Source organism: Glycomyces sp. NPDC050141 (genome assembly GCF_055586545.1).
The window spans coordinates 90759-104035 of the sequence record NZ_JBVJHZ010000011.1 but is presented as its reverse complement, the minus strand read 5'-3'; the positions used below and the strand labels follow the sequence as shown (position 1 = coordinate 104035).

Here is a 13277-nt window from a genome sequence, read left to right as displayed (position 1 = left end):
GCACTGGCGGTGGGGGCCAGGGAGCGCTGAGCATAGAGGTCGGGCCCGGTGGCGATCCCCTCGGACCCGACCTGTGTGCTCAGCTTGAGACCCCAACGGGCGCAAGCATAACGACATGAACGACGGCGCGACCGGCTGCTGGTGCAACCGATCGCGCCGTTCACTGCGTATTGAGGGGTGCGGCGCCCGGTTTGGTCACCGGGCGCCGCTCATTTACGGCTCGCAAGCCCCCTTGGCGAAGCTTGCGAGCCATAAATTTGTGCAGCCGAGGCCGCTCATTGTTCTATTCGAAGAGCGCGGCGTAGGTCTGGAAGGCCGTCGCGACCTCGACCTGGTGCCAGTACCGGTGGTAGTCGAACTCCGGCGCGGGGCCGGTGCAGCCGCCGTCGATGTACGCCTGGACCTGGTCCCAGCCCTCGAAGTCCCGCATGAACGAGCGGGTCTCGATGAACGTGACCCCGTTCTCCAGGACGTCGCCGTTGGGCATGGTGCCCGTCCAGCCCTCGGGGATGTAGACCTCGTCGCCGAAGCGGCAGTAGTCCGCCCGGCCCTCGGTCTGCGTCACGCCGATGCCGTCGTTGACCGCCCAGAGCCCGTCGAGCAGGTTCGCGGCCGCCGTCTGCGAGGCCGTGTCGCCGCTGGCCGCGGCGTGGTACGACAGGATCTTGGCGAACGCGCCGGCCACACCCGGGTCCTTGGACATGGTCAGCACCGAGGCGGACAGGCCCGCCCCCGGCTCGCCGTTCCACTCCAGGTCGCCCGGCAGGCTGTAGTCGGTCGCGCTGATCTCGGACTCCGAGAGCGCCCAGTCGACCCACTTGTCGAGCATGGCGCACGAGCGGGCCTCGCCGGTCTCGTAGCAGTACTGCGCGACGCGGTCCATGCCCCAGACCTGGAAGCCGAACCAGCGGTTCGACGGCGGGTCGTGCCACACGGGCTGCTCGTCGTAGTACAGGCCGTTGTGCTCGGCGGTGGTGGTGGGGTTGCCGTAGTTGCCGCCCCAGTTGTTGGTCGCGCCGCCCGCGATGGCGCCGGCGCCCTGCGACCCGGCCGGGACCTGGAGCCACTCCAGGAAGTCCAGCTGGGCGTCGAGGCTCTTGGCCCAGTCGCTCGCCGCGGTGGGCGAGTTCGGCTGGAGGCCGCCCTCGGAGAGGGCGTACGCGGCCATCAGGTTCTGGTAGCCCTGGTGGACACCGGAACCGCCGATGCGGAACGACCAGTCGCCGTTCATGCCCGCGCCCCAGGAGTAGTACCAGGAGAGCAGGTAGTGGAACGAGGACTTGCCCGAGCCGTCGGGACAGGTGCTGATGCCGATGCAGTCGCCCGCGATCTGCTTGAAGTACTTGTCCGCGAAGGCGTACCGCAGGTAGTCGCCCATCTTGGACGCGTTGTCCAGCGACCCGGAGATCTGGTTCTGGGCGCCCTGCTCGGTGGCCCACTTCTGGGCCATCCACGCGACCTGGACGGCGCGCGCGTCGGCGTCGGGGGCGTCGGTGTACCGCTCCTGCTGGGAGTACTGCGAGTCGCCCACGAACAGGTCGAGGTAGCCGTTCGGACCGCCGAAGTCGAAGGTCTCGCACGACGGGTGCGCCACGGTCTCCCACGTCGACTCCTGCGAGCCGCGCTGGAACGTGTTCATGTAGGCGGGCTCGGTGGTGCCGTCGCCGCATTCGCCGAAGCCGTACGCGTTGTCGACGTCGAGAATCCAGTGCATGCCGTACACCTGGTTGTTGCCGTAGGTGTTGCGCAGTTCCGCACCGAGCGGGTCGTCGCCCACGGGGGCGTTGAAGTCCAGCTGCGTCGGGTAGTCCGTGACGTCGTCCGATTCGGGCGCGTACGAGGCCGGGGAGCTGGGGTTGTAGTTGGTCGGGTTGAGGTCGGGGATCGCGTAGGTCTCGGCGGTCTCCCAGGCCTGGTTGTACCCGGACCAGTCGCCCGTGACCTGGCCGTAGGCCGCTTCGAGCCACATCTGGTAGCTCAGGGCCTCGGAGGTGGTCTCGTGGCCGTAGTCCGGCGCCTCGACGATGAGCTCCTCCACCGAGTGGTAGGGGACGCCCGTCTGGTGCAGGTACGGGGAGTCCGCGCCTGCGAGCTGGTCGTACATGGTGAGGAAGCGTTCCTCGTTCTCGGTGACCTCGCCGATGTCGGCGATGGTGACGACCACCTGGATGGGGTCGAAGCCGGGGGCCGAGACGGTGAACGTCGCCGAGTCGCCGGGGGCCGCGGCCGCGGTGGCGGCGAACGTGACCGGCTTGTCGGTGGTGTCGCCCGCGGTGAAGTTGAGCGTGCCGCCCGAGGCCACCGAGATGGCCGTGGAGCCCGCGGTGCGCGCGGTGGTGACGGTGGCCGCGGCGGTGGTCGCGGCCGAGAAGCCGACGTCGATCCCGGCGGTGCCGCCGGGGTCGAGCACGACGTTCGTGCGCGAGACCTCGAGCTCGGGTTCGACGGGGGTGACCGCGCCGCAGGTCTCGCCGTTGACCGTGACGCCGGTGGGGGCGGTGGCCGAGCCGGAGCCGATGAAGCCGAAGACCTCGCGCTCCTGACCCGAGGCGACGGTGCCGTTCCAGCCGACGTCGCTGCCGGTGAAGGTGGTGCCGCTCTGGCTCCAGTCGACGTTCCACGCGCTGGAGACCGTGGTCCCGGCGGGGAACTGCCATTGGAGGTCCCAGCCGTTGAGCCCGGCGGTGCCGCCGGTCAGGGACACGTTGGCCTGGAAGCCGCCGCCCCAGGTCGAGACGACGTTGTATTCGAAGCCGCCGCAGGTCGGGTTGGCGAAGGCCTGGGGGGCGGCCACCGCGGCGAGGGTGCCCACGAGGGCGACCGGCAGCGTCACCGCGGCGGCGCGGCGCCATCGGCGCTTCGTCCGCCGCGGCGGGGCCAGGTTGTCGAGATCCATTTGGCTTACTCCTGTGGGTGGTGTGTCCGTTTTCCGTGGGAGCGCTCATGCCGGGATGGTCGCCTTCGAACCGCACGAGTGGAACGAAACGGACCGGTTTGCGGAAGCGCTCCCAAGTCATGCTGCCAAGTTTCGGACCCAAATGTCAATACATTGACATCTCTAAATTTCTACCTGGACCGGGGCATACACCTCCGCTTTGCCAATATTTTGCCAGTTCACGGGCTCGTCTCCCAAGAGTCACAGTTATAGATCTGCGATCTTCGATTTCCTGGCCGTGGGCGAAGCTGTAACAACCGAGTAACGACCCTCACATCCGGGCTTGCGTTGTGGAACACGCTCCCGTATCGTTCTGGTATCGCTCCCAAGGGCGATCGCCTCGGCGGTTTCAGTCGCGGGCCGCCGTGCACCCACGGCGGCCCGCACCTCCCCCGCCTAGGGCGCCAAGGCAAGACGAGTCCCTCAACCCCTCTGGAAACGCAAGGCGCCGCCGAGGCGCTCGGAAGGAACCAGCAAAGATGCATCTCCTCAATCGCAGGCACGGCAAGGTGGCCCTCGCGGCTGCCGCGGCCGGGGCCCTCGCGCTCAGCACCGCCGCCTGCGGCGGCGACGGCGACGGCGGCGACGACGGCACCAACGCCGACGGCAAGATCCAGCTCACCGTCTCCACGTTCAACACCTTCGGCTACGTCCAGGCCGGCTTCGAGAAGATCTACGAAGACGCCAACCCGAACATCGACGTCGTCTTCGAAGGCGACGGCGTGGGCTTCGACGACGTGTACCGCCCCGCCCTGGAGACCGCGCTCGACGCCGGCTCCGGCTTCGGCGACGTCGTCGCCATGGACGAGCAGGCCACGCCGCAGCTCTTCCAGAACGGCGACCTCTTCTACGACCTGAGCGCCTACGAGTCCCGCTCGGCGGACTACACCGAGAACACCTGGAACCTCGGCCACACCCCCGACGACAAGCTCGTCGGCCTCGGCACCGACATCGGCGGCATGGCCATGTGCTACCGCTCCGACCTGTTCGAGGCCGCCGGACTCCCGACCGACCGCGAAGCGGTCGCCGCGGCGTGGGCCGACTGGGACGGCTTCAAGGCCCTCGCCCAGCAGTACGTCGACGCCGACACCGGCACCGCCTTCATCGACAACGGCACCCAGCTGCAGAACGTGCTGCTGAGCCAGTTCGCCGGCCTCGGCGACGGCGCCATGTACGTCGACAACGACGGCAACCTCACCCTCGACTCCGCCGCCGCGACCCAGTCGCTCGACCTCGTCCTCGAACTCAACGAGATGGGCGCCGTCGGCAACTTCCCGACCTGGGGCGAGGAGTGGAACGCGGCCATGGCCGACGGCGGCTTCGCCGTCATGCCGTGCCCGGGCTGGATGGCCTCGGCCATCATCGAGCCCACCTCCGGCCCGGACAACGCCGGCAAGTGGGACATGGCCGCCGCGCCCGGCGTGGCCGGCAACTGGGGCGGCTCGTTCCTGGCCGTCCCCGCCGCGGGCCCGCACCCCGAGGAGGCCGCCGCGCTCGCCGACTGGCTGACCCAGCCCGAGCAGCAGATCCTCGTCTACGAAGCCGTCGGCAACTTCCCGTCCTCGCCCGCCGCGCAGGCGGACCCGCGGGTCGCCGACAAGACCAGCGCCTACTTCAGCGACGCTCCCGTCGGCGCCATCCTCTCCGCCTCGATCCAGTCGTTCCCGGCCCTGGAGTACTCGTACTTCCACCCGCCGGTGAAGGGCGCGGTCGAGACCACCATCAACGGCATCGTCGACGGCTCCATCCCCGCCGCCGATGCCCGCGACGCCATCAAGACGGCCGCTGAAGAAGCGATCGCCCTGGCCGGCGCCGGCATGTAGCCCCCGGCGGCCCGGCCCGGCGGAACCTGCCTCCGCCGGGCCGGGCCGAAGGTCCGGACCCGCCCTCGCCGGGCGCTCCCCCGGATCCAGTGCCGCCCAGCGAGGGACCGGCGCCGAACGCCTCCCAGCATCCGTTCGGCGCGAACCCCCCAGGACCCGGTCCCTCCAGGCGGCACCGTGTCGGCCCGCCGCGCCCCAACCCGCGGCGGGCCGGCTCCCCCCACCGTCCCGCCCCGCGGCCAGGAAGGCACCCAATGACCACCCAGAACACCGCCCCGCGCCTGACCTGGCGCGAGCGGTTGACCCGCGCCGACGTGAAGGCCATGCCGTACGCGCTGGTGTCGCCGTACTTCATCCTCTTCGCCGTCTTCGGCGTCTTCCCCATGGGCTACACGCTGTACGCGTCCCTCCACCAGTGGAAGATCGGCAACCCCGAGCGCACCTTCGTCGGGCTCGACAACTACACGTTCCTGCTCACCGAGTACGACCGGTTCAACTGGTCCGTGGTCAACACCCTCGGCATGTTCGTCATGGCCACGGTGCCGCAGATCGTGTGCGCCATGATGGTCGCCAACGCCCTGAACAAGCGCCTCAAGCGGCCCCTCCTGTGGCGCATGCTCATCCTCGCCCCCATCGTCACCTCCGTGGTCGCCGTCGGCGTCATCTTCGCCCGCATCTGGGGCAACGAGTACGGCATGGTGAACGGCGCCCTCGAGCTCATCGGCCTCGAATCGGTCAACTGGCAGGGCGGGCGGCTGGAGTCCTGGCTCGCCATCTCCTCCATGGTCGACTGGCGCTGGATGGGGTACAACGCCCTGATCTTCCTGGCCGCCATGCAGACCATCCCCAAGAGCCTCTACGAGGCGGCCACCGTGGACGGCGCCTCGCCCCGGCAGCAGTTCTGGAAGATCACCGTCCCCCAGCTCAAGCCGATCCTCATCTTCACCGTCTTCGTCTCCTCCGTCGGCGGCATGACCCTCTTCGTCGAACCCCTCATGTTCGCCCCCGGCACCGGCGCGCTCGGCGGCGGCACCACCGGCCAGTTCCAGACCACCGCGATGGTCCTGGTCGACATCCTGCGCACCCACGGCAACTACGGCATCTCCTCGGCGGCCGGCTGGCTGCTGTTCCTCGTCATCGGGATCGTCGCCGCCGTCAACTTCCTCGTCGTCAACCGCATCCAGGGGAACAAATGAGCACCGCCACCGCGCCGCGCGGCACCGTCCCGGCGTCCCCGAAGGCCAGCCCGGCCAAGCCGCCGCGCAAACGGAAGCACCAGGGCCACAACGAGTCAGCGGGTGTCTTCGCCCCCACCATGATGACCCGCATCGGGCTCATCGGCGTCTCGGTCCTGTCGGTCTTCCCGCTGTACTGGATGGTCGTCATCGCCTCCCGCAGCACCGCCGACGCCGCCGGGTTCCCGCCCGCGCTCCTGCCCGGCGGCAACCTCGGCGAGCACATCCAGGCCGCGTTCGCCCACCCCGAGGCCGACCTGCTGCTGGGCCTGCGCAACTCGTTCATCATCACCGGCACCGTCACGCTCTCGGTCGTGCTCATCTCCACCCTCGGCGGGTTCGCGTTCGCCAAGCTGAAGTTCCGCGGCTCGAAGATCCTCATGGGCACCGTCCTGTTCTCCATGATGGTGCCGCTCCAGCAGCTGGGCATCGTGCCGCTGTACATGATCATGGTCGAGCTCGAATGGCTCGACACCCTCCAGGCCGTGATCCTGCCGTTCCTCATCAACGGCTTCGGGATCTTCCTCATGCGCCAGTACGTGGAGCAGGCCGTCCCCGACGAGATCATCGAGGCCGCCCGCATCGACGGCGCCAGCACGATCGGGATCTGGTGGCGGATCGTCATGCCGGCGCTGCGCCCGGCCATGGTCGTCCTCGGCCTCCTCACGTTCATGCTGAACTGGAACGAGTTCCTCTGGCCCTTCATGGTCCTGAGCGAGCAGAACCCCACGATCCAGCTCGCGATCCAGCAGGCGTCGACGGCCATGTTCGCCGCGGACATGTCGATGGTGTTCACCTGCACCCTGATCTCGATCATTCCCATTGCGATCCTGTTCGTCGTGTTCGGACGGCAGATCGTGCACGGCATCATGGAAGGTTCTGGCAAGTGACAACCAACGAAAACGAAGCAGCCGCGCTCGCGGCGCGGTTCCCGGCAGGGTTCACCTGGGGCGCGGCCACCTCCTCCTACCAGGTGGAGGGGTCGACCGGCGCGGACGGCCGCGGGCCGTCCATCTGGGACGCGTTCGTCAACGAACCCGGCCGGGTTGTCGACGGCTCCAACGGCGACACCGCGATCGACTCCTACCGCTCCATCCCCGAGGACGTCGCCACCATCAAGGCCCTCGGCCTCAACGCCTACCGGTTCTCCCTGTCGTGGCCCCGGATCTGCCCCGACGGCGACAGCCGCGTCAACGAGGCGGGCCTCGCCTACTACTCCGACCTCGTCGACGCCCTCCTCGCCGAGGGCATCACCCCCTGGATCACGCTCTACCACTGGGACCTCCCGCAAGCCCTCGAAGACGCCGGCGGGTGGCCCGTGCGGGCCACCGCCGAGCGCTTCGGCGAGTTCGCCTCGATCGCCCACGCGGCGCTCGGCGACCGCGTCAAGCACTGGATCACCGTCAACGAGCCCTGGTGCGCCGCGTTCCTGGGCTACGCCTCCGGCGAGCACGCCCCCGGGCGGCGCGAGCCGGCCGCGTCCATCGCCGCAGCGCACCACCTCATGCTCGGGCACGGCCTCGCCGCGCGCGCCATCAAGGCCGCCGACCCCGAGGCCACCGTCAGCGTCGGGCTGAACTTCTACCCGATCCACGCCGCCACCGAGACCCCCGTCGACCTCGACGCGGCCCGCCGCGTCGACGGCGTCCAGAACCGCTGGTTCACCGACGCGGCCCTGCGCGGAGCCTACCCCGAGGACATCGTCGAGGACTTCAAGGCGATCAGCGACTTCGCGTTCGTCGAGGACGGCGACATGGAGACCATCAACGCGCCCGTCGACGTGCTCTCGGTGAACTACTACAGCCGGTTCACAGTTACCGGTAACGGGGGCGCGACCTCGGCCTCCGCCGCCCCCACGGGCGCCGGATCGGCGTGGCCGGCCAACGAGCACATCGGGTTCGTCTCCTCCGGGCTGCCCGTCACCGACATGGGCTGGGAGATCGACCCGGCCGGGCTCACCGAGACGCTGCGGCGCCTCGCCTCGACCTACCCCGAGGTCGCCCTCGCCGTCACCGAGAACGGCTCGGCGTTCCCCGACAAGATCGAGGACGGCGAGATCCACGACCCCGAGCGGCTCGACTACGCGCGCGCCCACCTGGCCGCGTGCGCCGACGCCGTCGCCTCGGGCGTCCCGCTCGTCGGGTATTTCGCCTGGTCGCTCGCGGACAACTTCGAGTGGGCCTGGGGTTACACGAAACGGTTCGGACTGGTGTACGTCGACTTCGAGACCGGTGAGCGCACGGTCAAGGACTCCGGGCGCTGGTACGGCGACCTGGTGCGGCGGGCCCGTGCGAACCGTGAGGCAGAATAGATCCACACAAACGTTGCCCGAGGTGATGCACGATGACCGAGACCCAGCTTGAGGCGCCCGGCGAGCCCTTGAAGAGCGAACGCCGCCGCCGCTCCGGCGGTCGGCCGACCCTCGACACCGTCGCCCGCCACGCGGGCGTCGGCCGGGGCACGGTCTCGCGCGTCATCAACGGCTCCCCGAAAGTCGCCGAGGACACCAGGGCGGCGGTCCTGGCCGCGATCAAGGAACTGGGGTACGTCCCCAACCAGGCGGCCAGGACCCTCGTCACCCAGCGCACGGACACCGTGGCACTGGTGGTGACCGAGTCGCAGGAGTGGCTGTGGTCGGAGCCGTTCTTCGCCGGCGTGCTGCGCGGTATCACCGAGCAGCTCGCCGAGGAGAACATGCGGCTCATGCTCACCTTCGCCCCGCGCGACGGCAGCCGGGCCGACCTCGAGTCGTACCTGCTCGGGCAGCACGTCGACGGCGTCATGATGGTCTCCAGCCACTCCGGCGACCCGCTGCCCGAACTCCTGGAGGACGCCGGCATCCCGATCGTCCTCTGCGGCACGCCCGCCGGGTTCCGGCCCGTCGCGTACGTCGACTGCGACAACCGCTCCGGCGCGCGCCAAGCAGTGGAGTACCTGGCGGGCAAGGGCCACAAGCGGATCGGCCTCATCGCCGGGCCGCAGGACATGGCCGTCGGCGTCGACCGCCTCAACGGGTACCGCGACGGCCTCCGCGGCCACCGCCTCCCCGTCGAGGAGGCCCTCGTCTCGGTCGCCGAAGGCTTCGACGAGGCCAGCGGCATCAAGGCCGCCCGCCACCTCTTCGACACCGCAGGCGACCTCGACGCGGTCTTCGCCCACTCCGACCCCCTCGCGATCGCGACGCTCCGCGTCGCCCGCGAACGCGGCATCCGCGTCCCCGAGGACCTCGCCCTCGTCGGCTTCGACGACTCCCCCCTCGCCGAAGTCGCCGAACCGCCCCTCACCACCGTCCACCAGCCCACCGAGACCATGGGCCGCGAAATGGCCCGCCTCCTCTGCGGCCGCATCCGCGGCGAAGAGGCCGGCCCCCTCGTCACCATCCTGGGAACGAGAATCGTGGTCCGCGAATCCGCTTAAGACCCATACGGAAAGGGCCCGGCTTCGTTCGAAGCCGGGCCCTTTCCCATTGCCTGTCAGGCGATGTACATCGCGTTCCAGCCTGACGAACCGATCTGCGGGCGGGACGAGTAGCCGCCCGCACCGTTGCCCCGGTACAGGAACAGGGCTCCGTCGGTCTTGCGGCGCGCGATCCAGTCCTCGTGCCCGTCGTGGTCGTAGTCGCCGACCGCGGCCAGCGCGTCGTAGGGCGCCCAGCCGCAGCTCATCTTGACCCCGGACTTCAACGTGCCGTTGCCGCGGCCGCCGTAGAAGTAGAGGCAGTTGTCGGAGCTGCGGACCGCGAGGAGGTCCGCCTGCCCGTCATGGTCGAGGTCGCCGGGCGCGATGATGTCCCGCATAGCGTTCCAGCCGGAACCGACCTTGAGCCGGGTGCCGAAGGTCCCGTCTCCCCGGCCGGGATAGAACCACAGGTACCCGGTGGACTTCTCCCTGGCGAAGAGGTCGACTTCGTCGTCGCTGTTGTAGTCGTGCCCGGAGGCGATGGCGCTCATGGCGTTCCAGCCGGTACCGACCTTGATTCGCGGCAGGTCTCCGAAGTTCCCGTAGCCGGGATACACGTAGAGGACGCCAGTAGAGGCCTGGCGGGCGAGGAGGTCGCTGTAGCCGTCGCCGGTGAGATCCCCGGCCGTCTCCAGGAGGTTCCAGCCGGAGCCGCTCATCGGGCTCTCCCAGGCGCCGTCGAGCTTGCCGGTGTCGCCGATGTAGTAGGTGCGGACGGTGTTTGTAGCGGGGTTGCGGACCACGACCTCGGAGCTGCCGTTGCCGTCGATGTCGTAGGTCCAGTCGTCGATGACGACGGGCAGCCGCATCGTGTTCCAGCCGCCGCCGACCACGGTCCGCGCGTTGAGGTCGGTGTTCACAGGGTTGAACGACCTGACTTCGAGGTTGCGGGTCTTTCCGTTGAGCGCCAAAAGGTCCCAGTAGCCGTCGCTGTCGAAGTCGCCGGTTCCGGCGACCTGGTCGAAGCGGAGGCTGACATCGGTGTCCGCGAGGTTCCAGCCGAGGTGCGCGCTGTCGTCGAGGTCGAATCCGCCCTTGCCGTCGCCCAGGTACACCGAGTACGCGCCGTCTCCGGGACTGTGCCCGAGGAGGTCGTCGTGGCCGTCGCGGTTGATGTCGCCGAACGTGGTGATGGCGTCGTGGGTGTCCCACATCTGCATCCAGTTGAAGGCGGGGGCCGAGCGGGCGCCGAAGGTGCCGTCGCCGCGGCCGGGGTAGAAGAGGATCCTCCGGTCTGAGGAGCGCAGCGCCATGAGGTCGATCTTGCCGTCCTCGTTGTAGTCGCCCGCGGAGGCGAAGGAGATCATGCTGCTCCAGCCGGGGCCGACCGAGATGCGGGCACCGAGGCCCCCGGTGCCGTTGCCCGGGTAGGTGTACATGACTCCGGTCCTCGCGTCACGGGCGAGCAGATCGGCTTTGCCGTCGCCGGTGAGGTCGCCGGCCATGACGATGTCCATCCGGCCCCAGCCGTAGCCGAGGGAGACCGCGGTCTTGAAGCTGCCGTTGCCGTTGCCGGCGTAGAACATCAGGTGCCCGTCAGTCTTGCGCACCGCCATGAGGTCCTGGTGGCCGTCGCCGTCGTAGTCGTTGCGGGAGTGGGTGGCCTCGATGTAGTGGGCCTCCCTGGAGGTGATGTTGCCGGCCTTGTCCTGGACTCTCACATCGATCCGGGTCTGCAGGTCCTGCATCGGGATCTCGAAGGTGGCGATGCTTCCTTCGGTGATCGTCTCTGACAGGTTCGTCGTGCCTTCCCAGTGCTCGACGACGACGGTCAGCGCGTTCACGCCGTCGGGGAAGCCCGCGTCGGACACGGCGACTTCGACGGTGGCCGTTTTGCCGATGTAGCTGGTGCCGGAAACGGTCGACACGTCGAGCAGGTCGGGAGTGGTCCTATCAATGACGGTGTGGCAGGTCTTGTAACTGCTCAGAGCCGGTATCGAGGACACGAATTCGAGGCGTGTCTCATAGTGTCCGTCCGGCAGACCGGAGACGTTCGTCGATGGGACGGGGGTACTGGTGAGGTCGGTCGGACCGGTCGCGGCCACGGTCTCGCCCGTGTCGCGGTTGAAGATCGTGGTCGCCCAAGTGATGGTGTGGCTGAACAGGTCGGGGCGCCAGACTCCAGCGGTGAAGCCGCCGTAGGAGAGGCTCGCGGTGCGGGTGAAAGCAGGGGCGGTCGCGCTGGTGTTGCAGTGGTGCGCGGGCAACCGAACATTGGTGACAGTGAAGTACGCATCGAGGCGGGCGGAACCGCCGTCGAAGCGGGCGGTCTCGGCGCTGTCGGGCATCGCGAGCGTCAGGAACTGGTCCCATGTCGTGGCGGCGCCTGACACGTCGTACACGGCGGTCCCGTCCTGGCAGGTCCCTGCAATCGCGTCGGAGCTCACGGGCACCTGGTTGTTCCAGGAGTGCCCCGGGTTGTACGTCGACGATCCGCGGTACAGGTCCGGCGCGACGCATGTGGCGCCGGCGGCCGCGTTGACGCGGAAAGTCGCCGATTCCGCGGTGTAGGCGAGCCAGGAAGCGTCAGTCGGGGTGAGTTGTCTGAGCAGCGGCGACCAGAGCGACCAGTAGGAGGCTGCCTGGGCAGTGCCCGTGCAGGAAGGATCGGCGAGGGTGTCGCAGTAGTCGCCTGCCACAGCGGTGGCCGACTGGCCAGCGGCCGTGAAGTACGGCTGGTCGAGTCCGGCTTCGCCGCGGTAGAGCGAGAGATCAGGGTAGGCGGAGGTGACCGATCCCCAGTTCACCGTGCCCGGCCCGAGATCGGTGAAGGCGGTCGTGAGGGTAAGCGGGTACGCGGCGGCGACGAGCGCGCCTTCGGGAAGACTCACCGTCAGTGCGCCGTCTTCGCCGAGCGCGAGGGCCGCTCGGAAGTCGGTGCCGGTGGCGTCGCGAACCATGAACGGCGAGGAGCGGTCGTAGCCGGTCAGTTTTCCGTCATCGTCGGTCTCGTAGGCGAGGATCGTGTCCTGCCCGATCTGCGGTTTTGTCGCTCCTCGGCGGGTCACCGTCAGCCCTGTGTCGAAGGCGTCCCAAGCCGCGGCGTCTGCGATGGTGAACGTGAGATCGACGGCCGTGGCGGTGGACTCGGCGGTGAGGCCAAGACCGGGCGCGAGCTCACTGTACTCAGCGGTGCCTCCGGTGTGGGCCGGAACCGGTTGGGCGCCGCTCCAGTCCACGAATGCGGCTTCGGTCCGCAGGAGCGGCGCTGCGGTGTCGCTGCCGCTCAGGGCGATAGGCCAAGAGGTGTTGGCAGGGGCGAGGGTGCCGCCTGACGGGACGAGGTTCGCGTCTACGGGACCTTGCGAGCCGTTGGCCTGCGAGGGGTCGGCGGTCCCGACGTAGTGAAGCTGCCCTTCGGGGGTGGCGTACACCGTTGCGAATGGGGTGGCGCGGCTCTCGATGCGGACCTCGACGCCGCAGGCGACCGCGGTTTCGAGGGCGGCTTCGAGCCCGCCTGCGATCGGGTCCGCGTCGAGGGCGGCGCAGTCGGTGCCGGTCGCCGGGGCGTCCTGCGCTCCGGCCGCGCCGGGGTACGCGATGAGTGCGGCGCCGAAGACCACGGTGGTGGCGGCGGCGATCCGCTTGAGGAGGCGGCCCCGGGCGGGGTTGCGGTTCATTCAGGTGTCCTGTGGGTGTTAACGGGGATCGGGCGATAGGGCATATTGGGGCATAAACGGCGCACGTTCTGTGAAAGATTCGTCGCGTTATGGAGTATAGGCAGTTCAGCGCGACTAGTCCACAGCGGATTCGGCCGCAATTGAGCAACGTTCACGAGACATCTACCGCACAGGCCCGCCCGACGCGAAACGTCGGGCGGGCCTG

Annotated in this window: 7 protein-coding genes; 5 read left to right on the top strand and 2 right to left on the bottom strand. The window is 68.9% G+C overall.

Going from position 1 to position 13277, the window contains the following annotated elements; translation table 11 throughout:
* Positions 1-283: 283 nt before the first annotated feature.
* Positions 284-2896, bottom strand: coding sequence for a glycoside hydrolase family 48 protein (locus tag ACZ60M_RS09505; protein WP_465416421.1), 2613 nt, complete (start codon positions 2894-2896; stop codon positions 284-286).
* A gap of 518 nt (positions 2897-3414) precedes the next feature.
* Between ACZ60M_RS09505 and ACZ60M_RS09500 the strand changes: the two genes are divergently transcribed.
* The 5 genes from ACZ60M_RS09500 (at position 3415) to ACZ60M_RS09480 (ending at position 9410) form a co-directional block, all read left to right on the top strand.
* Positions 3415-4758 carry an ABC transporter substrate-binding protein gene (locus tag ACZ60M_RS09500; protein ID WP_465416419.1) on the top strand — a complete coding sequence of 448 codons (1344 nt, stop codon included), beginning with the start codon at positions 3415-3417 and terminating at the stop codon, positions 4756-4758.
* Between the two features lie 254 nt (positions 4759-5012).
* Entirely contained in the window at positions 5013-5954 is a 942-nt protein-coding gene (locus tag ACZ60M_RS09495) for a carbohydrate ABC transporter permease (protein WP_465416417.1), read from the top strand.
* Positions 5951-6883: a carbohydrate ABC transporter permease gene (locus ACZ60M_RS09490; protein ID WP_465416415.1), complete on the top strand. Its 933-nt coding sequence runs from the start codon at positions 5951-5953 to the stop codon at positions 6881-6883. Before ACZ60M_RS09495 ends, ACZ60M_RS09490 begins: the two co-directional genes overlap by 4 nt.
* The gene (locus ACZ60M_RS09485) at positions 6880-8304 is read left to right on the top strand and encodes a GH1 family beta-glucosidase (protein ID WP_465416413.1); all 1425 of its coding nucleotides are present in this window, start codon (positions 6880-6882) and stop codon (positions 8302-8304) included. Before ACZ60M_RS09490 ends, ACZ60M_RS09485 begins: the two co-directional genes overlap by 4 nt.
* A 32-nt stretch (positions 8305-8336) precedes the next feature.
* Positions 8337-9410, top strand: coding sequence for a LacI family DNA-binding transcriptional regulator (locus ACZ60M_RS09480; RefSeq protein ID WP_465416411.1), 1074 nt, complete (start codon positions 8337-8339; stop codon positions 9408-9410).
* A 56-nt stretch (positions 9411-9466) separates the two neighbouring features.
* Here the strand turns inward: ACZ60M_RS09480 and ACZ60M_RS09475 are convergent, their stop codons facing one another.
* Positions 9467-13072, bottom strand: coding sequence for an FG-GAP repeat domain-containing protein (locus tag ACZ60M_RS09475; protein WP_465416409.1), 3606 nt, complete (start codon positions 13070-13072; stop codon positions 9467-9469).
* Positions 13073-13277 lie beyond the last annotated feature (205 nt).

Bases quoted from the DNA above. Each gene is read 5' to 3' on its own strand.
- ACZ60M_RS09505 (WP_465416421.1), bottom strand. From the start codon at position 2,896: ATGGATCTCGACAACCTGGCCCCGCCGCGGCGGACGAAGCGCCGATGG.
- ACZ60M_RS09500 (WP_465416419.1), top strand. From the start codon at position 3,415: ATGCATCTCCTCAATCGCAGGCACGGCAAGGTGGCCCTCGCGGCTGCC.
- ACZ60M_RS09495 (WP_465416417.1), top strand. From the start codon at position 5,013: ATGACCACCCAGAACACCGCCCCGCGCCTGACCTGGCGCGAGCGGTTG.
- ACZ60M_RS09490 (WP_465416415.1), top strand. From the start codon at position 5,951: ATGAGCACCGCCACCGCGCCGCGCGGCACCGTCCCGGCGTCCCCGAAG.
- ACZ60M_RS09480 (WP_465416411.1), top strand. From the start codon at position 8,337: ATGACCGAGACCCAGCTTGAGGCGCCCGGCGAGCCCTTGAAGAGCGAA.
- ACZ60M_RS09475 (WP_465416409.1), bottom strand. From the start codon at position 13,072: ATGAACCGCAACCCCGCCCGGGGCCGCCTCCTCAAGCGGATCGCCGCC.